The organism is Mycobacterium sp., from assembly GCF_032159775.1.
Lineage (GTDB): Bacteria > Actinomycetota > Actinomycetes > Mycobacteriales > Mycobacteriaceae > Mycobacterium.
In genome coordinates, this window is record NZ_JAVHWK010000028.1 from 33,270 (window position 1) to 51,657 (window position 18,388).

Below are 18,388 nucleotides of genomic sequence, written 5' to 3' on the forward strand. Positions count from 1 at the left end.
GCCCCGCTCCTCGCGTTTGACAATGTCAACAACCTGAGCCGCGCTATATGCGAGCAGACTTGATGCCATGCGCGCGGTCGTCTTTGACGAGTTCGGTGGTTCTGTAGACGTCCGGACGGTCGCCGATCCGGCACCATCACCCGCGGGCGTTGTCGTGAAGGTGCACAGTACCGGTCTTTGTCGCAGTGACTGGCATGCGTGGGCCGGGCACGACAACGGCGTACATCTCCCCCACGTTCCAGGTCACGAGTTGGTCGGCGTCGTAGCTGCGGTGGGCGCCGACGTACGACGATGGGCGGTCGGCGACCGAGTCACGACACCTTTCGTGTGCGGCTGCGGCGCCTGCCAGTGGTGCGTGAACGGTCAGGCTCAGGTGTGTCCGAACCAGACCCAGCCGGGTTTCACGCACTGGGGCTCCTTCGCCGAGTACGTGGCCCTGCATTCTGCTGATACCAACTTGGTCGCCGTCTCCGATGTCATTGGAGATGCCGCGGCGGCTGCACTTGGCTGCCGGTTCGCTACCGCCTACCGCGCGCTGACGGCCCGAGCGGGCATACGCCGCGACGAGTGGATCACGGTTGTCGGGGTCGGCGGCGTGGGCCTGAGCGCCGTGCAGATCGCAGTCGCCGCAGGCGCCAGGGTTGTGGCAGTCGACCGCACCCCCGCAGCTCTGGACTTGGCGCGGAGCCTGGGGGCAGAGCACTCCGTCCTCGCCGATGGTCGCGATGTGGTCGCCCAGGTGCACGAGCTCACCGGCGGTGGCAGCCACGTCGCGGTCGACGCGGTCGGCACCGCAGCCACATGCGCGGACGCCATCTACAGCCTGCGACGCCGAGGACGTCATGTTCAGGTCGGGCTGCTACCCAGCGTTAGCGGGCACCCTGCGGTGCCGATGGAGCGGGTAATCGCTTGGGAACTGGACATTCTCGGCAGTCATGGCATGGCCAGCGCGGACTATCCCAGCATGCTGCGTCTGATCGAAGCGGGTGCGTTGCGCCCGCAGACACTGGTCGAACAAGTAGTAGGGCTGACCGAAGGTGCGCGTCTGTTGCCATCGCTCGACACTGCCGCGCCCGTTGGCGTCACCTTGATCGACCCGCGGCGCACCTAAGGGTGTCGGCCCAGTCGAACCCTCGATATCTCGTTATTGGGATCGGTAGCAACGCTGGTGGAGTTCGATTGCGTTGCAGCACCAGGGAATATTGGCCGATGCGTCAAATATCAGCTACCGCACACCAGATCATTCGTAGCCCCGGAGGCCGCGACGGACGCAGGAAAGAACATGCACACCACCAAGATGAGGCACATCGTTGTCGGGGCGTTGACCTCAGGCGCCATCGCTGCGGCCGGATTGGGGCTGGGCGCCGGCTCTGCCGCCGCCGAGCATCCCGTCGGAACGTGGTGTCCAGGACAACCTGTGCCGTTAGGGCCGTTGGCACAGTTCGGTTGGGACCCGAATGTCTGCCACGACTATTGGTACGTCCCGTTCGGTGAAGGCAACGTCTCCATCACGGATGGCAACACCGGCGAACCGATGGACAGCCATATATGGATCGGTTCGGAACCCGTGCGGACGCCGCCTCCGCCAGCCCCAGCACCTGAACCGGGTTCTTACTGCGCAACCAACCCGATCGGATGCCACTTCTTCGGCGAATACGGACCGGGCAGCCACGGCTAGGAAAGTGCGCCAAGCCCGTGCCTAAAAAGAAGCAGGTCAGGACTAAATGTCCTGACCTGCTTCTATCTTGTGGAGCTGCCGGGAATCGAACCCGGGTCCTACGGCACTTCCTCGAGGCTTCTCCGTGCGCAGTTCGCTATGTCTCTACTTGGATCTCCTGATCACGCGAACAAGTCAGGATGACGATCCCAGTCGCTGTTTGATGTCCCACCCAGTCCCGCGACCGGACTGAGCGGTTTGTCCCTCTAGCTGATGCCAGGGTCCGGGCCGAGGGCGCTCCCGGTCTGACAGACACGCAGTCGCTTAGGCAGCGAGTGCGTAGTCGCGCTGATTAGAATCGGCGCTTAATTGGTTGCAATGACGCTTACGGTGGTCTCTTGCCTGCACCGGCACGCTTCCCTTGATTCGATGCGCGAAGTCGAAACCGTTCAGCCCCTCGCATCCCTACCGACTTTCGGCAGGACATTTCATTCTAGCGGTGACAGTAACAATGGCCAGGGCTTAAATAGTCCCAGATACATCACTTCTTCACCGCGACGGTGTTGAGGTCGAACACTCCGAAGAGCGGTGAGATGCCTGCGTTGGTCAGGTTGGCGCCGACGACCTCCGGGGTGTTGTTCAGGATTGTCGGCAACAGCGGCCAAGCCGACGTCTGAATTTTGTTGCCGAGATCGATCAACTTGGTGGTGACGGCGGATGCGGGTTCGGTCGACGACAACAGGTCCTGCATTTCCTTCGCCGTCGCGGGGTCGTAATACCGGGTGATGTTGCTCGATCCGTACGTCTTGCCGTCAGGATCGGGACCAAACACCGCGGGGACGACCGTAGCCGGTGTCGGCCAGTCCGCACACCACCCTTCGAACGAAAGGCCCGGTGGGTCATCACCTTCGATGGCAGCGGCGTACTCGTCGTCCGTTTTGTATTCGTCAATGGTCACGTCGATACCCACAGCGTTCAGATTCTTCTTGAGCAAGCCGCTGGTGACCTTGAACAACCGCCCTTCCGCGGTGATCGCCAGACGCAATGGGGGAACGGCCTTGCCCGCCAAGAGCTTTTTGGCAGCCTCCGCATCGCCCTGCGGCTTCAGGCCGAGATCCGGAGCCGAGAAGCCAACAACTGTCGGCGGGTTGATCGAATCGGCGATCGTGCCAAACAGATCGCCTCCGTATGCTTGCTGAATGCTCAGCCGGTCGGCCGCGAGGGCGACTGCGTGGCGTACATCCGGGTCGGTGATTTTTTGTGTGTTCATCGCCAAGTAATCGACACAAGGTCCCGGCCCGTTGATGAACCGCGCGTCAACCGACGGATCGTCGAGTTTCGGCGCTTCCAACAGCGACGTGTTGAGGGTCACGGCATACGCGTCGTCGCCTTTCGACGCGAGCAGGCGTTTGGTGGCATCGCCGCCAGTACCGACGGAGAATTCGAACCGGTCGGGATACGCCGGTCGATTCGGGTCGGTAGCGGGGTCCCACTGATCATTGCGGACTAGGACCAGCGATTCGTCGCGCGTATATTTCTCGATCTTGTACGGCCCCGACGCGAGGGGGCGGTCTGCGTAGGCCTGCTTGATATCAGCGGCCTTGGGGACCGGCGCGGTATACATCTGCGACAGCATCCAGTCCGCATCGGCTTGCGGCCCCTTGAAATGGAACACCAGCGTGCGGTCGTCGGGCGTTTCGACGGAGGTCAGGTCCTTCTCGGGCGTCGCGTAAGGCCCGGCGTAGTCGGTCTCATTCGCCAGCAGGTCGACCATGTACGTCGCGCCCATGTCGTACACGTCCTGCGCAAATGAACGCTGAACCCCGTACTTCACGTCGGCTGCGGTGATCGGTTTGCCATCCTCGTATTTCAAGCCCTCGCGCAGCTTGTAGGTCCATGTCTTGCCGCCGTCACTAGAGTCGCCTAACGACTCGGCCAGGTCGGGTTGCACCGAGAGGTCCTCGCCAGGGGTGTCTTTGACGAACGTCAGCGTCCGATTCATGAGCCGACCAACCTCACTGGAATCGGTCATGTAATTGTTCACAGGGTCCAGCGACGCGAAGTCGGCGGAATTCAACACATAGACAGTGCCGCCCTTGGCGGTCACGCCCTTGTCCTTGATGCGGGTGATCGAGTCCGCAGGCTTCGGGGGCGCGGAGTCTCCGGGTTCGGATTTGTCACCGGGCGAGCAGCCCGCCACGACCAGTGCCGCCGTAACTGCGGCCAGCGCCCAACGCCTGCCTTGAATCTTCATGTTTCCCCCGGTGAGTTCACAGCTGACATTCAGCCAGCAAACGAAGTTAGCACGATAGTCGTGGGAAAAGATCTCAAATTCAGAGCGTCCGCAAAGATGTGGAAAATTGCTCGCTTAGATCACGTAGTTCACGTGCTCGACGATCCGCCTGCCGACCGTCTGATTGCCGGTGTAGGTGATGGCGTCGTGATCGACGGCCGTGCGACCGCCTGCGAGTCGGGTGAAGAGCAGACCGTCGAGGCTGATCGTCGCCGTCGGTTCTGCGTCGAGTTCGTCGACCACCCGGGCGCGCTGATCGACGGCCACGTTGATGGTGCGCGACAGCGGGCCGGTCAATTCGAGCCGTATCCGCGACCCTTCGGGTGCCCCGCCGAGCTTGCCGACGACGAAGCCCATGCTCGCCGCGATCTCGTCGAGCGCCAATCGGGAGTCCGCCCCGGCGAAGGCTCCGTCATTAGTCGAGCGCCCGACGGCTTCACGGACGTCGTGCTCATGCATCCAGCAGTCGAAGATCCGCACGCGCATGAACCTGCCGTAGCTGTCCGGTCCCGCCGGCGTGGCAGTCAGCTCGTGCCACTGCCCTTCCCCCATTGCAGACAGCGCCTCGCGGCGCTGCGCCGTCGTCGCGCGGAAGCGCTCCAGCAGATCCGCATGCGGAAGGCCCCGCAGCTTGCGCACCCAGCGTTCGTTCAGCACGCCGATGTCGTTGCGGACGTGCTGGAGCGTCGACACGTCGATGTCCGCTTCCGGAGTGCCTGCGCCCTGCAACATCGACTCGGTGCCGGTCACGTGCGCGACGACATCGTGCACGGTCCAGCCCGGCAGCGACGTCGCCGTGTCCCAGGCATCGTCGGGCAAGTCGTCGACGGCCCGGTCGATCGCGTCCCAGCTGGCGAAAAGTCCGCTCAGTACCTCGGATTTGTCTAGCCGGGTCACCGGCCGCGGGGGGCTGTTCACGGGCCGACGGTACCGCTCCCCGCGTACGAGCGACCGCGAACTGCCGCTAATCCCCGGAGTGTTGAGGCACGGAAACCGTCGGTCGGTGAAATTGGACATCGGAGATCGGCACCGCCCGCCCGAACAGGTGGCCCTGCGCCAACCGGCAGCCTGCGGCGAAAACCGTGTCGGCTTGCGCCGTCGACTCGATGCCTTCGGCGATGACCTCGATGCCGAGCGAGTCGCACAGCCTGATGACCGAGCGGTACAGCGTTTCGATCCGAGCCGGCTCCGGGCCGACCGCCAAACCGCGATCCAGTTTTATGATCTGCACGGGCAGCGCGTGCAGATAGGTCAGCGAGCTGTATCCCGCACCGAAGTCGTCCAACGCGACGGTGATCCCCATCTCGTTCAGGCGGGCGATCTGCGCGGCTGCGTCGGCCAGATCGACCACTGGCACCGTCTCGGTGATCTCCAGAACGAGCTGGCTCGGCGTCAGTCCGCAACGGTCGAGCGTTTCTCGGACCTGCCGCTCGAATTCCGGGCTGCCCAGCCGCGCTGCACCGATGTTGACGTGCAGAACGAGGTCCCCGCCTGCCGACTCGAGCTCCGTGCAGGCCAGATCCAGCACCATGGCGTCAAGCGCGGCGCCAAGACCGGCGGCTTCCGCCGCGGCGACGAACGCGTCGGGTTGGATGTCGGCTCCGTTGGGCGCAGTCCACCGCGCGAGTGCCTCGATCGCGACGGGCGTGCTGTCGGGAAGCTGGACCACAGGCTGGTAAGCCAGGCTGAAGCCGGCTGGTACGCCGCCCTTGGCTTGTCGAAGCGCGGTCGGAAAGTCCGTCGAGACGCCGAGTGACGGCCGATAGATCACCGCGGTGTCCTTGCCGACCCGCTTGCCCGCGTACATCGAGACGTCGGCCTGCCGGAGCAGATCGTCAGATGTCGGCGGCGGCTCACTGAGTTCGGGACGAACCAGTCCCATGCTGGCGCGGACGCGGATCGAGGAACCGTGTATCGCGAACGGATCGCGCAGGGCGACCCGAATGCGGTCCGCGACCACCTCGGGCGCCTCCAATTCACCGTCGATCAGGATCGCGAACTCGTCGCCGCCGATGCGCGCCAGCGTGTCGGCGTCGCCGATGCAGCGCTGAAGTCGCTCGCCAACCGCGCGCAGCAGTTCGTCGCCGCCGGCATGGCCGAAGCGGTCGTTGACCTCCTTGAAGTCGTCGAGGTCGACGAAGATCAGTACGAACGGTCCAGCGCCGATCGCGTCGTCGAGACGCTGCCCGAACAGCAGTCGGTTGGGCAGTCCGGTCAACGAGTCATGGTGCACCTGATGGGCGAGGCGGCCCTGCGCGTCGTACAGCCGCTCAGTCAGCTGTCGTTGTGAGCGCATGGCGATCATCTGCCGAACGGCAACCAGCATCACCAGCACCACCGCAGCGCTCAGCTCGAATCCGCTCAGCCGCTTTCCCATATAGAGATGGAAGGAGTACAGCACCGCCATTCCGAGAAACCCGACGTAGGGCAGCGCGAGCTGCACCCAGTCGACGGCGTCTCGTGCTCGCTTCGATACCGGATACGCCGGCAGATCCAGCACGGCGTACACGATCAGCAGTTGGCCGAGAACGAACCCGATGCTGCCCCAGAGGTGGCCGCCCTCAATGCCGACGGTACGAAAATAGGTCACCATCCGGTCCGACGAGGCGATGGTGATCACACCGGCGGCCAGCAGGAGGTAGTTCGCCCGATAGGCGCGGTCCTGGCGGTAGGCGATCATGGTGAGCATCGCGGTCACCACGACGACGAGTTCGAGCGACGCATAGACGACAAGCACGGCGGTGTTGTCCGACCGGGGCAGGACTGCGCCGGTCTTGTCGCCGAAGCCGGAGATCAGCACCAAAAGCGAGAACGTGATGGTCGATATCAGCCCGTCCAGGACCATGATGACGCGCGAACCGCGTGCCGCACCGCGCCCTCGGGGAATGGGTCCACCGGAGCGCACCAGAAGCACGGTGATGACCAGGGTGAGCAGTGGGGGCAGGAAATAGGTCGCTACGGCAAGGGGCGGTGCCGTGCCTTCGACGGTTGCGCGGCCCGCATACCAGAGCAGGTCGCCGACCAGCGAACCAACGAAGGCCGCGACCACCGCCAGCCGCCATGACCTGGCCAGGCCGCGTTTGCGGCGCGCGACCACAAATGCGCACACGATGGCCGCCAGGCCGATGGTCGCCTGCAGTGCTGTGAACACCACCTGGGCCGCTTGCTGGCCCCAAACCGCAAGCGCATTGACGCAGAGCAACGCGAATACCACGGCAAACAAACCAAGCCGGAGCCGGCTGCCCGTGACCCTCACCTGACCTCTTCCTCGTCGCGCTGTCTGGCAACTGTTATCTGCCATGATGCCCTATCAAGAGGTGGCCTCAGTTCACCTGTTGCCGCATCCGGTGGGTGCGGAGCAAACTCACGGCGGCCTGGTTGGCGCCACGGAGCGCCACCCGCCGCCGCGGGGTAGCGTCCCCGTCGTGTGGGGCGCGGTGCTGGTGATGGCCTTGGCGGCGATGGCCGACCCGCTGAGAATCGGCATCACCATCCTCGTGATCTCGCGTCCACGGCCCATGCTCCAACTGCTCGCGTTCTGGCTCGGCGGCCTGGCCATGGGATTCGGCGTTGGACTTAGTGTGCTGTTGCTCCTGCATGACCTCGCGCTGGACTACATCAAGGACCTGGAGTCGACGACCGCCACCTCGACCGTCGGGCTGGTCCAGGTGACCATCGGCGTGCTCGCCTTCCTGTTGGCCACGATGATCGCGGTGCGGTTCCCGAGCCGACGGGGGACCAGGGTGGCGGTACCCGACGTTGAGACGCAGCCACCGGCGGTGGTGCCGTCGACCCCGGGCGCCTGGTCGCGGCTCACGACGCGCGCGGGCGTTGCGATGCAGGGCGGATCGCTGTGGGTGGCGTTTGTCGCAGGCGCCTGGCTTGCGACACCACTACAGTTCATCGCCGCGCTGGCGGCCATCCTCGCCTCGGGCGCCCCGGCGGGCACACAGGTCGTTGCGTTGGCCGTCTACCACGTCGTGGCTCTGGCGTTCGCCGAGATCCCGCTCGTCAGCGCGCTTGTCGCACCGGACCGTACTCAAACGGTCATGCTGCGGGTGCATGATTGGGTGCTCCCCCGACGCAGGCAGCTCATCGCCGTCATCATCGCCGTCGTGGCCGCCTTGCTGATAGTCAACGGCATCGGCAGCCTGTGAGGCGCGTTGCCCGGCACTGCCCCGGCGAAGCGACTAACCGGCGGCAATCATGGCGACGGCCGCAAGGGCCAGCACCATGCCGGCGGCCTGCCACCGGGTGACCCTCTCCCGCAGCACCCCGATGGCAAGCAGTACCGTCGCCGCCGGATACAGCGACATCAGCACGCCGGCCAGCGACAACAGAGACGCATGAAGCGCCAACAGCATCGCGATGTTCGCCCCAACGTCGAGTACCGCCGCCAGCAGCGCCAACCTCAGCGGTGTTCCGCTCGGTATCCGGACATTTCCCGTCACCACCGCGATGACGACCACGAGCAGGCTGGCCGCCAGCCGCGCAAACACCAACGGCCAGAGCTCCGCCTCGGGCGGCGCCTGGGCGATCAGCACGAAGTTCAGCCCGAACGCCACGCCTGAGCCCACTGTCAGCCAGGCCACCTTCCTGGTGAACCGGTGCGGGGCGACATCCTCGTCGGTCACCTCGCGGCTCACCAGGACGACAGCGACCAGAGCGAGCACGACGCCGGCGCCTGCGACGGCTCCGGGCCGCTCCCCCAGCGCCAGGCCCACGCCGACCGGGATGCCGGCGACCAGAATCGCCGTCAGCGGTGACACCACCGCGATCGGACCCGCGCCCAACGCGGCGTAGAACCACCAGATGCCGAACGCCTGGGAGACGCCGCACAGGCCGCCCCAGAACATCGCGTCGCCGGAGATGTCCCCGCCGACGATCAGCGCCAGCCCCAACAGCAGCACCAACGCGACCGGGTAGGACACCAGCACCACGCGCAGTGCCGCAACACGGCGTGATGCGATTCCGCCGACGAAATCGCTGATGCCGTACCCGAACGCCGAAGCCAGCGCGAGGGCGATCCCGATCAGCTCATGCCCTTGGCGCGCCTACCCAGCTCACGGGTCACCTCGCGTTGCGCGTCTCGACGTGCGATGTCTTGGCGCTTGTCGTGCGCCTGCTTACCGCGGGCCAGCGCGAGCTCCACCTTGACCTTGCCGTCGGAGAAATACAGCGACAGCGGCACCAGCGTCAGGTTCCCGTCCCGGATCTTGCCGACCAGCATGTCGATCTGTTTGCGGTGCAACAACAATTTGCGGTTGCGCCGCGGTGTGTGATTGGTCCAGCTGCCGTGGTGATATTCCGGGATGTGCAGGTTCCGCAACCAAATCTCGCCGTCGTCGACGGTCGCGAAGGCGTCGGCCAACGAAGCCTGGCCGTCGCGCAGACTTTTAACCTCGGTGCCCATCAGTGCAACCCCGGCCTCGAACGTCTCGAGGATCGAATAGTTGTGTCGCGCTTTACGGTTGGTCGCGACCACCCGGTTGTTGCTTGACCTCGTCGGGTCCGCTTTCTTGGCCACGGCTATCTTCGGACGTAGAGACGCAAGGTCGCATAAGCCGTGATGCCGGCCATCACGACACCGACGAATATCAGCACCGGGGCAATGTAGAGGATGTCGGCATAGTCCACTCTCGCAATGAGATTGGCTTCATAGAACTGGTTGAGCGCGTTCTCCAGAAACAGCGCGCGCACGATGATCAAGCCGACGATCGAAATGACCACTCCGATGAAGGCGGCCAAACAGGCTTCCACCAGGAACGGCAGCTGGGTATACCAGCGGCTTGCGCCGACCAGCCGCATGATTCCCACTTCGGTTCTGCGCGTGTAGGCGGCGACCTGAACCATGTTGGCTATCAACAGAATCGCCCCAACGGCCTGCACGAGCGCCACCGCGAAGGCCGCGTTCGACAGCCCGTCGAGCACCGCGAAGAGCCTGTCGATCAAGTCCTTCTGGTTCAGCACGTTGAGTACGCCCGGCTGCCCTGCGATCGAATCGTCGAAGTCCTTGTGCTGTTCTGGATTGTCCAGCTTGACGACAAACGATGCGGGAAACGCGTCCTTGCCCGCGACATCCTTGTACTGCGGGAACTTCTTGATCGCGTCGTTGTAGGCATCGTCGCGATTGAGGAACCGCACGGAGCGCACGTCGTCACGGTCCTCGATCCTCTGTCGCAGCTCCTTGCATGGATCGGCGTCGCAGGTCGGGTCGTTGGCCGAGACATCGTTGGTCAGGAAGACCTGGCTTTCGACCCGGTCCAGGTAAATGGCGCGGGAGTTGTCGGCAAGCCGCACCACCAGCAGGCCGCCACCGAACAGCCCGATGGAGATCGCGGTGGTCAGAATCATCGCGATCGTCATGGTGACGTTGCGACGAAGACCGTTCCAAACCTCGTTGACCAGGAAGCCGAAGCGCACTAGCGATCCATTCCGTAGATGCCGCGCTGCTCGTCACGGACGAGCCTGCCCAGGCTGAGCTCGACAACGCGCTGACGCATCGAGTCGACGATGTGGTGGTCGTGGGTGGCCATCAGAACCGTCGTCCCGGTGCGGTTGATGCGCTCGAGCAGATCCATGATGTCCTTGCTGGTCTCGGGATCAAGGTTTCCCGTCGGCTCGTCGGCCAGAAGCACCAGTGGGCGGTTGACGAAGGCACGTGCGATCGCGACGCGCTGCTGCTCGCCGCCGGAAAGCTCGCCCGGTAGCCGGTTCGCCTTACCGGAAAGACCGACCATCTCCAGCACATCGGGCACCACGCGGTTGATCACGTCACGCCGCTTGCCGATCACCTCGAGGGCGAATGCCACGTTCTCGAAGACCGACTTCTGCTGGAGCAGCCGGAAGTCCTGGAAAACACAACCGATGACCTGCCGCAGGCTGGGGACGTGCCTGCCGGGCAGCTTGTTGACGTGAAACTTCGACACCCGCACGTCACCCTTGGTCGGCGAGTCCTCGGCGAGCAGCAATCGCATGAACGTCGACTTGCCCGAACCCGAAGGACCGATGAGAAACACGAACTCACCTTTGTCGATCGATAGCGAGACATTGTCCAGCGCGGGACGCGCAGAGGACTTGTACAGCTTGCTGACGTTGTCGAGCGTGATCATCACGGCTCGCCAGTGTAGCGGTGGGACAAGGCAGGCTCCGCCGAGCTATCTCGGCGCTTCTGGCGTGGCGGGCACCGCGCCAGGGGCGGGCGTGGCGGGCGGCGCCGTTACGGTCGGGGTCTGTATCAGCGTCTGCGGTCCGAGCGGGCCACCGGGGCCATCTGGATCGACCACCGTCGTCGTCGGGCTCGGCGATGTCGGGCTCGTCGTGGTGTCCTGCGGCGCCGGTGTCGTTGTCTCGGTCGTCGTCGTCGGAGCGGTGGTGGTGGTCGTGTACTCCGGCTCCTTCGGCCGCCGGACCTGTGTGCGCGGCACCCAGGTGTAGTTCGGGTCGGGAACGAAGCCGGGCGGGACGACGGCGGGAACGGGTGCCTCCGGTGTTGGCTGGGGCTGGACGGACTGCTGCACCCAGAACAGCGCAACGAACGCTGCGATGAGCACTAAGGTCGACAGCCGAAAGCGGCCGCCGAGCTTCGTCTTGAACCACGACGTCATTGCTTCTGCTCCGGCGCGGCCTGCGTCTCCGCTCCCTCGCCTGCGGACACCTCCGACGAATGCGGGATCGCGGCGACCATCGGGACGTTTCCGTCGGACGCGACGATGCCTGCCCGGCGCAGAGCCCGAACCACGAGAACGCGGAGCCGACGGCCCACCTCGTACTGCTTGCCCGGCAAGGTACGCGCAACCATCCGCAGGTTGACGGTGTCCAGCTCGATGCTCTCCACGCCCATCATCTGTGGGGCATCGAGGAGCAGATCCTTCAAAGCCGGATCCTCGACGGCCCGTTCCGCGACGTCGTGCAGGACGTCATTGACGGCATTGAGGTCCGCCGATGTCGGCACGGGGATGTCGACGACCGCGCGTGCCCAGTCCTTGGACAGGTTCAGCGTCTTGACGATCTGCCCGTTGGGGATGGTGAACATCTCACCTTCGGCGGATCGGAGCTTCGTCACCCGCAGCGTGACGTCCTCGACGGTGCCCTCGGCCGGGGCGGCGATGCCGGCGACCGTCAGCGACACCAGATCGCCGAAGCCGTACTGCTTCTCGGTGATGATGAAGAAGCCGGCCAGCAGGTCCTGCACGATGCGCTGCGCGCCGAAACCGAGCGCGGCACCGAGCACCGCGGCCGGGGCCACCAGCGAGCCGACCGGGATCGCGACGATGTCGGTGATCTCGACCGCGACGATCACGAACAGTATCGCCACCGATACCCACGAGATCACTGATGCGACGGCCTGGCGATGTTTGGTGCTCTCGGAGCGCACCAACTGGTCGCTTTCCCGGTATGTGGCGTCGATCCGTCGTACGACCCTGTTGGCGAACCAGTTGATGAACCGGGCGGCCAGCAGGCCGCCGATCACCAGCAGGGCTATCCGCACCCCGCGGTCCAGAAGCCAGACGCCGATATCGCCGCGCCAGAAACCACTCCAGCCATCGGCCAAATTCAATGCAAGTACGGTGCTATTCGTCATCGTTTGTGTTGCGCCAACGGATTCCGGCCTCAAGGAACCCGTCGATGTCTCCGTCCAGTACTGCTGCGGGATTTCCGACTTCGTATTCGGTGCGCAGGTCCTTGACCATCTGGTACGGGTGCAGAACATAGGAGCGCATCTGGTTGCCCCACGAGCTGCCGCCGTCACCCTTCAACGCATCCAACTCAGCACGTTCTTCTAAACGCTTGCGTTCCAACAGCTTTGCTTGGAGAACCCGCATTGCCGAGACCTTGTTCTGCAATTGCGACTTCTCGTTCTGGCAAGTGACGACGATACCGGTCGGGATGTGCGTGAGTCGAACCGCCGAGTCGGTGGTGTTCACCGACTGCCCACCGGGACCACTGGATCGGTAGACGTCGACCCGCACGTCGGCATCGGGAATCTCGATGTGGTCGGTGGTATCCACCACGGGAAGCACTTCGACCTCGGCGAAGGACGTCTGGCGTCGACTCTGGTTGTCGAACGGGCTGATGCGCACCAAGCGGTGGGTGCCCTGCTCCACCGACAACGTGCCGTAGGCGAACGGGGCGTGCACCGCGAACGTCGCGCTCTTGATGCCTGCTTCCTCGGCGTAGGAGGTGTCGAACACCTCGACCGGGTACTTGTGTTGCTCCGCCCAGCGGATGTACATCCGCATCAGCATCTCGGCCCAATCCGCCGCGTCCACCCCGCCCGCACCGGAACGGATGTTGACCAAGGCCTCGCGCTCGTCGTACTCGCCTGCGAGGAGGGTGCGCACCTCCATCGCCGCGATGTCCTCGTGCAGCGCCTTGTACTCGGCGTCGGCCTCGGCCAGCGCGTCGTCGCCGCTCGCCCCGGCCTCCTCGGCGGCCATTTCGTAGAGCACCGGCAGATCTTCGAGGCGCTGGCGCAGCTCCTCGACGCGGCGCAACTCGCCTTGGGTGTGGGAAAGCTCACTGGTGACCTTCTGGGCGCGGGTTTGGTCGTCCCAGAGATTCGGGTCGGATGCCTCGTGTTCCAGCTTCTCGATGCGGCCGCGGAGCCCGTCGACATCGAGCACCCGCTCCACCGTCGTGAGGGTGGCGTCGAGTGCGGCGATATCGGCTTGACGGTCGGGATCCACGGAAGTTCAGGGTACCGGCCAGGGAGTTCTTCCTGACCAGCGGCAGCAGCGCGGGTGCGCGTTCTAGCATCAGGTGGGGGAAACGAGCCTCGGCGACCATGCGACAGCCCCTTGCGGGCCGCTGAGCAGCGACAGTGAGGGTCACCGAATGCGCCCGTACCACATAGCGATCGTCGGCTCCGGCCCGTCCGGATATTTCGCCGCGGCGTCACTACTGAAGTTCGCGGACTCCGACGACGAAGCCGACGTCCGAGTCGACATGCTCGAGATGCTGCCGACTCCGTGGGGCTTGGTGCGCTCCGGCGTTGCGCCCGACCATCCGAAGATCAAATCGATCAGCGCCCAGTTCGAGAAGACTGCCCTCGATCCGAGGTTCCGGTTCTTCGGAAACATCGTCGTCGGCGAGCACGTCCAGACCACCGAGCTGGCCGACCGCTACGACGCGGTGATCTATGCCGTCGGCGCGCAGTCCGACCGCCCGTTGAACATCCCCGGCGAAGATCTGCCGGGCAGCGTGGCCGCCGTCGACTTCGTCGGCTGGTACAACGCCCACCCGCACTTCGAGGAGATGGCACCCGACCTGTCCACCGGCAGGGCCGTAGTGGTCGGCAACGGCAATGTCGCGCTCGACGTGGCCCGCATCCTCGTCACCGATCCGGACGTCCTGGGTACCACCGATATCGCCGATCACGCTCTGCAGGTGCTGCACGACCGCGGTGTCGAGGAGGTGCTCGTCATCGGTAGGCGCGGACCGCTTCAGGCACCGTTCACCACACTGGAGCTGCGCGAGCTCGGCCACCTGGAGGGCCTCGGTGACGTCGACGTGATCGTCGACCCCGCCGATTTCGAAGACATCAGCGATGAAGACCTCGAGGCTGCGGGCAAAACCGTCCGCAACAACATCAAGGTGTTGCGCGGGTACGCCGACGCGGCACCCAAGGGGGCCAAGCGGCGGATCGTGTTCCGGTTCCGCACGTCGCCCATCGAGATCAAGGGTGACGGCAAGGTCGAGTCGATCGTGTTGGGTCGCAACGAACTCGTCGCCGACGACACGGGCCGGGTCTCGGCTAAGGACACCGGCGAGCGCGAAGAGGTGCCCGCCCAGTTGGTGGTCCGTGCGGTCGGTTACCGGGGGGTGGCGACACCGGGACTGCCGTTCGACGACAAGAACGGCACCATCCCCCACTCAAGGGGCCGAGTCGAGGGCAGCCGCAACGAATACGTGGTCGGCTGGATCAAGCGCGGACCGACGGGCGTGATCGGCAGCAACAAGAGCGACTCGCAGGAGACCGTCGACACGCTGGTCGGCGACTTGGCTGATGCGGACCTGGCCGATTTCGCCGAGAACCATTCAGAGGTGTTGGCGGAATGGTTCGTCGAGCGGCAGCCGAAGGTCGTCACCGACGACCACTGGAAGCTCATCGACGACCACGAGCGCGGCGCCGGTGGCACAGGGGGCAGGCCACGGGTCAAGTTGACCAGTGTGGCCGAGCTGCTGCGGATCGCCCACAGCTGACTCCGGCTACCCGTGTTCGAACGCTTCACCGCATCAGCTCGCCTCGCTGGGTGTCGTGCCGGCAGATGTTCGCCAGTGGCGGTAGCGAGATTCGGGGGCGGCGAGGATATAGGTACTGAGCACATCGTTCTCGGGTTGGTCGAAGAACCGGAGATGTTCTCCGCGATCGGCGTGCGAGCAGATGCAGTTCGCGACGCGATCATGAAACGTCTGGGGTCTGCGGCCGGGGCAAAGCCGGCCGAGCCATGAGTCAGTCGCGGGCAGGCGGCGTCACGGAGTCCGCGGCGATGGTGATCACCACGCGGGTTTCTGGTTGACCGGTGAAGTTCGGGTACGGGATTCCGAGATACTTCTGCGAGATCTCGTCAATGCTTTCGCTGCCACCCTCTGTCGTCATGTCGACGACACGGCCGCGGACGGCGTAGTAGCGGAACACATTGTCGGGGTCGACGATGTTGACGGCCACTCGGCTATCGCGGGCGAGGTTTCTCGCCTTCTGATGGCCCTCGACGATGTTGACCACGACGTGCTCGCCGTCGGTGGTGACCCAGGTCTGCGTCAGCTGCGGCGAGCCGTCGGGCATGACGGTGGCCACGAAGCACGGGCTGGGCTTGCGGAGTAGGTCGAGCAGATCGTCGGGCAGGGGTTTGGGCATGCGGTTCCTTCCGGGTGTTGGTCTCCAGCGTATTTGTCGGTGCGGTGACGTAGATTCGAACACATGTTCGAGATCGACACTGACGAGGCCGGGTTGATCGACGAGATCGCCCGACTGGAGCGAGTGAAGTCGGCGGCTGCTGCCGGTCAGGCTCGGCTGACAGCGGTGCTGGCCGAGAAACGCCGCACCGCCGAGGCCGGCGCCGGTGTACCGCGGGCCAAGCAATGCCGTGGGCTCGCGAGCGAGGTGGGGTTGGCGCGACGCGACTCCCCGACGCGCGGCGGCAGGCATCTGGGGTTCGCCACCGCGTTGGTGTTCGAGATGCCCCACACGCTGGCCGCTCTGGAGTGCGGGGCGCTCTCGGAATGGCGGGCGACGCTGATCGTGCGGGAATCGGCCTACTTGACCGTGGAAGACCGACGGACGTTGGATGCCGAGATGTGCGCCGATGTCGCCGGCCTCGACGGCAAGGGCGACAAGCGCATCGAGGCTGAAGCCAAGAAGATCGCCTACCGCCTCGATCCTCAGGCGGTGGTGGACCGGGCGGCGAAGGCCGAGGCTGATCGCACGGTGACGATCCGCCCGGCGCCGGACACGATGACTTATGTGACTGTGCTGTTGCCTGTCGCCAAGGGTGTCGGTGCATACGCCGCGCTCAGGCGGGCCGCCGACACTACCTACGACGAACGCTCGCGCGGCCAGGTCATGGCCGACACGTTTTTCGAGCGCGTCACCGGCGGACCTGTCGATGCGGCGGAGCCGATCGCGGTGAACCTGGTGATCACCGACGAGACACTGCTGGGCGACGATGACACGCCGGCCGAGGTGAGCGGATACGGGCCGATCCCGGCGTCAGTGGCGCGCGGCTTGGTGCACAAAGCGGTCACCGACGAGCGGTCACGATGCACGCTCCGACGGCTCTACCGTCATCCGAAGTCGGGTCAGTTGGTAGCGATGGAGTCGCGGTCGCGGTTCTTTCCCAAAGGGTTGGCAATGTTCATCGGGCTACGCGACCACACCTGTCGCACCCCGTATTGCGATGCGCCGATCCGACATCGCGATCACGCCCAACCTCGACACCGCGACGGACCGACAAGTGCCGAAAACGGTTTGGGCGAGTGCGAACGCTGCAACTACGTCAAAGAATCGCCGGGCTGGCGGGTCACCGCAGGCAACGACGAAAGTGGTGTGCACACAGCTCAATTCGTGACACCGACCAAGCACCGCTACAGATCGATGGCGCCGCCGCTACCGGGCTTGCCCGACATCGAAATGACGAAGCTGGAAGTCAGGATCGGCATCGCGATGGCCGAGAACGCCGCCTAGCTATAGGGGGGCGGATTGATCGGTGGCCCCGAGGCGGGCGGAGGCTCCGACGGCGCGAACGCCCACTTATCCGGGTTGTTCGGCGCGTAGACGACGGGGAACAGCTGTCCCATCGTCGGCCAGTCGTTCACATTCACCTCGAGCCGCTGATAGACCACGTGCTCGTTGACGGTCGGACCGTTGATGACTCCGGTGATCGTCACGAACTGCCGACCGGTCTCGTCGGGCCGTGGGCTGACACCTGTGACCACAAGGTTGCCCTGCGCCATCCCACCTGGGCCGCCCCGCATACCGCGACGACGCATGATCCACGGGGCCGCGATTAGAGCAATCGCGCCGATGAGCAGCACCAGCATGCCGAATTCCCACACACGGCCATGGTAGGGCTGCCGCTATGACCTCGGTCGCGGATGACCTCGCTCTTGTGTCAGTGACATTCCGATTCGAGTCGCATCCGTTGACAGCACGTAAGTTGTCTGACATCTTACAACTGTGGCTCAGGGCCCGGACGTACGACGCGAGCAGCGGCAGTTGCTCTCCGAAGAGGTGCGCCAGCAGCTCGCGACCGAGATAACGAACGGCACATACGCGCCGAACGAGAAGCTGCCGTCCGAACCGGACTTCGCGAAGCGCTACGGCATCAGCAGACCGACACTGCGCGAGATACTCAGTGGGCTCGAGCGCGACGGATTGATCCGTCGCGTTCATGGTGTCGGCACCTTCGTGACGCCCAAGCGGACACGAGTCCACAGCGTCCTCGACCTCGACATCGGAGTCACAGAAGCGGTTACGGCCGCCAAGGCCAACCTCAATGTCGAAGTCTTGGAGGCGAAGGTCGGGCCGATCAGGGCGTGGATCACCGCCGCTCTCGAGCTGCCCGAAGATGCCGAAGCCTTCAGAGTCGAGCGCCTCATCCGCGTCGACGGAGTGCCCGCAACCCACGGCTTCGACGTGATCCCACTCAGCATCCTCGAGGCAGCGGGGTCGCCTTCCTATGACGGCGGATCGATCTACCAGTTCCTGGAAAGCCGATGCGGCGTCCATCTAGTGGGCGGCGTCGCGGAGATCTCACCGGTTGTCGCCAGCGTTCGCCTGGCCAAGATGCTGGACTGCCCGCGCAATAGTCCCCTGCTGCGCCTCGAGCAGACAGAACGGTCCGCGGGCGGTGTTCCAGTCCTGATGTCGCAAGAGCACTACGTCCCCGGCGTCTTCAGCCTCACAGTGCAGCGCCTCCGCCGCGACCGAACCGATG

18 protein-coding genes and 1 other RNA gene are annotated in these 18,388 nt (G+C 64.8%); 6 read left to right on the forward strand and 13 right to left on the reverse strand.

Annotated features, from left to right (window positions below):
* Positions 1 to 67 precede the first annotated feature (67 nt).
* Entirely contained in the window at positions 68 to 1,111 is a 1,044-nt protein-coding gene (locus QOJ24_RS03135) for a zinc-binding dehydrogenase (protein ID WP_526259009.1), read from the forward strand.
* Positions 1,112 to 1,282: 171 nt separating this feature from the next.
* Complete coding sequence (locus QOJ24_RS03140) at positions 1,283 to 1,678, forward strand: hypothetical protein (RefSeq protein WP_526259011.1); 396 nt, start codon at positions 1,283 to 1,285, stop codon at positions 1,676 to 1,678.
* A 67-nt stretch (positions 1,679 to 1,745) separates the two neighbouring features.
* Here the strand turns inward: QOJ24_RS03140 and ssrA are convergent.
* The 4 genes from ssrA to QOJ24_RS03160 form a co-directional block, all read right to left on the reverse strand.
* Positions 1,746 to 2,114, reverse strand: a transfer-messenger RNA (tmRNA) gene (ssrA, locus tag QOJ24_RS03145).
* Positions 2,115 to 2,198: 84 nt separating this feature from the next.
* A complete protein-coding gene (locus tag QOJ24_RS03150; RefSeq protein WP_526259013.1) occupies positions 2,199 to 3,911 on the reverse strand; it encodes an ABC transporter substrate-binding protein in 1,713 nt (570 codons plus the stop codon).
* Between the two features lie 114 nt (positions 3,912 to 4,025).
* Positions 4,026 to 4,868 (reverse strand): maleylpyruvate isomerase family mycothiol-dependent enzyme, encoded by an 843-nt coding sequence (locus tag QOJ24_RS03155; protein ID WP_526259015.1) that lies wholly within the window; start codon positions 4,866 to 4,868, stop codon positions 4,026 to 4,028.
* A gap of 46 nt (positions 4,869 to 4,914) precedes the next feature.
* Positions 4,915 to 7,164, reverse strand: a complete 2,250-nt coding sequence (locus QOJ24_RS03160; RefSeq protein ID WP_526259017.1) for a putative bifunctional diguanylate cyclase/phosphodiesterase — start codon at positions 7,162 to 7,164, stop codon at positions 4,915 to 4,917.
* Positions 7,165 to 7,249: 85 nt separating this feature from the next.
* On the opposite strand from QOJ24_RS03160, the gene QOJ24_RS03165 reads away from it, so the two are divergent.
* Positions 7,250 to 8,107, forward strand: coding sequence for a GAP family protein (locus tag QOJ24_RS03165; RefSeq protein WP_526259019.1), 858 nt, complete (start codon positions 7,250 to 7,252; stop codon positions 8,105 to 8,107).
* A gap of 33 nt (positions 8,108 to 8,140) precedes the next feature.
* On the opposite strand, the gene QOJ24_RS03170 is transcribed toward QOJ24_RS03165, so the two are convergent.
* Genes QOJ24_RS03170 through prfB form a run of 7 tightly spaced genes read right to left on the reverse strand, consistent with a single transcriptional unit; the run spans position 8,141 to position 13,639 of the window.
* Positions 8,141 to 8,986, reverse strand: a complete 846-nt coding sequence (locus QOJ24_RS03170) for an EamA family transporter (protein ID WP_526259041.1) — start codon at positions 8,984 to 8,986, stop codon at positions 8,141 to 8,143.
* The gene (gene smpB, locus QOJ24_RS03175) at positions 8,983 to 9,477 is read right to left on the reverse strand and encodes an SsrA-binding protein SmpB (RefSeq protein ID WP_526259020.1); all 495 of its coding nucleotides are present in this window, start codon (positions 9,475 to 9,477) and stop codon (positions 8,983 to 8,985) included. The genes QOJ24_RS03170 and smpB overlap by 4 nt, the downstream gene beginning before the upstream one ends.
* Before the next feature lie 2 nt (positions 9,478 to 9,479).
* Positions 9,480 to 10,373 (reverse strand): permease-like cell division protein FtsX, encoded by an 894-nt coding sequence (gene ftsX, locus QOJ24_RS03180; protein ID WP_526259022.1) that lies wholly within the window; start codon positions 10,371 to 10,373, stop codon positions 9,480 to 9,482.
* Positions 10,373 to 11,062 (reverse strand): cell division ATP-binding protein FtsE, encoded by a 690-nt coding sequence (gene ftsE, locus QOJ24_RS03185; protein ID WP_526259043.1) that lies wholly within the window; start codon positions 11,060 to 11,062, stop codon positions 10,373 to 10,375. Before ftsE ends, ftsX begins: the two co-directional genes overlap by 1 nt.
* Before the next feature lie 45 nt (positions 11,063 to 11,107).
* The gene (locus QOJ24_RS03190; RefSeq protein ID WP_526259024.1) at positions 11,108 to 11,557 is read right to left on the reverse strand and encodes an Rv3103c family proline-rich protein; all 450 of its coding nucleotides are present in this window, start codon (positions 11,555 to 11,557) and stop codon (positions 11,108 to 11,110) included.
* Positions 11,554 to 12,534: a mechanosensitive ion channel family protein gene (locus tag QOJ24_RS03195; protein WP_526259026.1), complete on the reverse strand. Its 981-nt coding sequence runs from the start codon at positions 12,532 to 12,534 to the stop codon at positions 11,554 to 11,556. Before QOJ24_RS03195 ends, QOJ24_RS03190 begins: the two co-directional genes overlap by 4 nt.
* Entirely contained in the window at positions 12,524 to 13,639 is a 1,116-nt protein-coding gene (prfB, locus tag QOJ24_RS03200; protein WP_526259028.1) for a peptide chain release factor 2, read from the reverse strand. Before prfB ends, QOJ24_RS03195 begins: the two co-directional genes overlap by 11 nt.
* A 148-nt stretch (positions 13,640 to 13,787) precedes the next feature.
* Here prfB and QOJ24_RS03205 point away from each other — a divergent pair, with 148 nt between their 5' ends.
* Positions 13,788 to 15,155: an FAD-dependent oxidoreductase gene (locus QOJ24_RS03205; RefSeq protein ID WP_526259030.1), complete on the forward strand. Its 1,368-nt coding sequence runs from the start codon at positions 13,788 to 13,790 to the stop codon at positions 15,153 to 15,155.
* A gap of 250 nt (positions 15,156 to 15,405) precedes the next feature.
* Here the strand turns inward: QOJ24_RS03205 and QOJ24_RS03210 are convergent, their stop codons facing one another.
* On the reverse strand, positions 15,406 to 15,810 hold the full coding sequence (locus QOJ24_RS03210; protein ID WP_526259032.1) for a TIGR03618 family F420-dependent PPOX class oxidoreductase: 405 nt from the start codon (positions 15,808 to 15,810) through the stop codon (positions 15,406 to 15,408).
* 63 nt (positions 15,811 to 15,873) lie between these two features.
* On the opposite strand from QOJ24_RS03210, the gene QOJ24_RS03215 reads away from it, so the two are divergent.
* A complete protein-coding gene (locus QOJ24_RS03215) occupies positions 15,874 to 17,136 on the forward strand; it encodes an HNH endonuclease (RefSeq protein ID WP_526259034.1) in 1,263 nt (420 codons plus the stop codon).
* Here the strand turns inward: QOJ24_RS03215 and QOJ24_RS03220 are convergent.
* Positions 17,133 to 17,507, reverse strand: coding sequence for a hypothetical protein (locus tag QOJ24_RS03220; protein ID WP_526259036.1), 375 nt, complete (start codon positions 17,505 to 17,507; stop codon positions 17,133 to 17,135). The two genes, QOJ24_RS03215 and QOJ24_RS03220, sit on opposite strands and share 4 nt — an antisense overlap.
* Before the next feature lie 121 nt (positions 17,508 to 17,628).
* Here QOJ24_RS03220 and QOJ24_RS03225 point away from each other — a divergent pair.
* A partial coding sequence (locus QOJ24_RS03225) for a GntR family transcriptional regulator (protein ID WP_526259037.1) occupies positions 17,629 to 18,388 on the forward strand: 760 nt, incomplete at its 3' end.

Excerpts from the sequence above, each read along its gene's own strand:
- QOJ24_RS03210 (WP_526259032.1), bottom strand. The coding sequence starts at position 15,810 with ATGCCCAAACCCCTGCCCGACGATCTGCTCGACCTACTCCGCAAGCCC.
- QOJ24_RS03195 (WP_526259026.1), bottom strand. The coding sequence starts at position 12,534 with ATGACGAATAGCACCGTACTTGCATTGAATTTGGCCGATGGCTGGAGT.
- QOJ24_RS03165 (WP_526259019.1), top strand. The coding sequence starts at position 7,250 with ATGATGCCCTATCAAGAGGTGGCCTCAGTTCACCTGTTGCCGCATCCG.
- QOJ24_RS03135 (WP_526259009.1), top strand. The coding sequence starts at position 68 with ATGCGCGCGGTCGTCTTTGACGAGTTCGGTGGTTCTGTAGACGTCCGG.
- QOJ24_RS03190 (WP_526259024.1), bottom strand. The coding sequence starts at position 11,557 with ATGACGTCGTGGTTCAAGACGAAGCTCGGCGGCCGCTTTCGGCTGTCG.
- QOJ24_RS03140 (WP_526259011.1), top strand. The coding sequence starts at position 1,283 with ATGCACACCACCAAGATGAGGCACATCGTTGTCGGGGCGTTGACCTCA.
- QOJ24_RS03215 (WP_526259034.1), top strand. The coding sequence starts at position 15,874 with ATGTTCGAGATCGACACTGACGAGGCCGGGTTGATCGACGAGATCGCC.
- QOJ24_RS03150 (WP_526259013.1), bottom strand. The coding sequence starts at position 3,911 with ATGAAGATTCAAGGCAGGCGTTGGGCGCTGGCCGCAGTTACGGCGGCA.
- ftsE (WP_526259043.1), bottom strand. The coding sequence starts at position 11,062 with ATGATCACGCTCGACAACGTCAGCAAGCTGTACAAGTCCTCTGCGCGT.
- QOJ24_RS03205 (WP_526259030.1), top strand. The coding sequence starts at position 13,788 with ATGCGCCCGTACCACATAGCGATCGTCGGCTCCGGCCCGTCCGGATAT.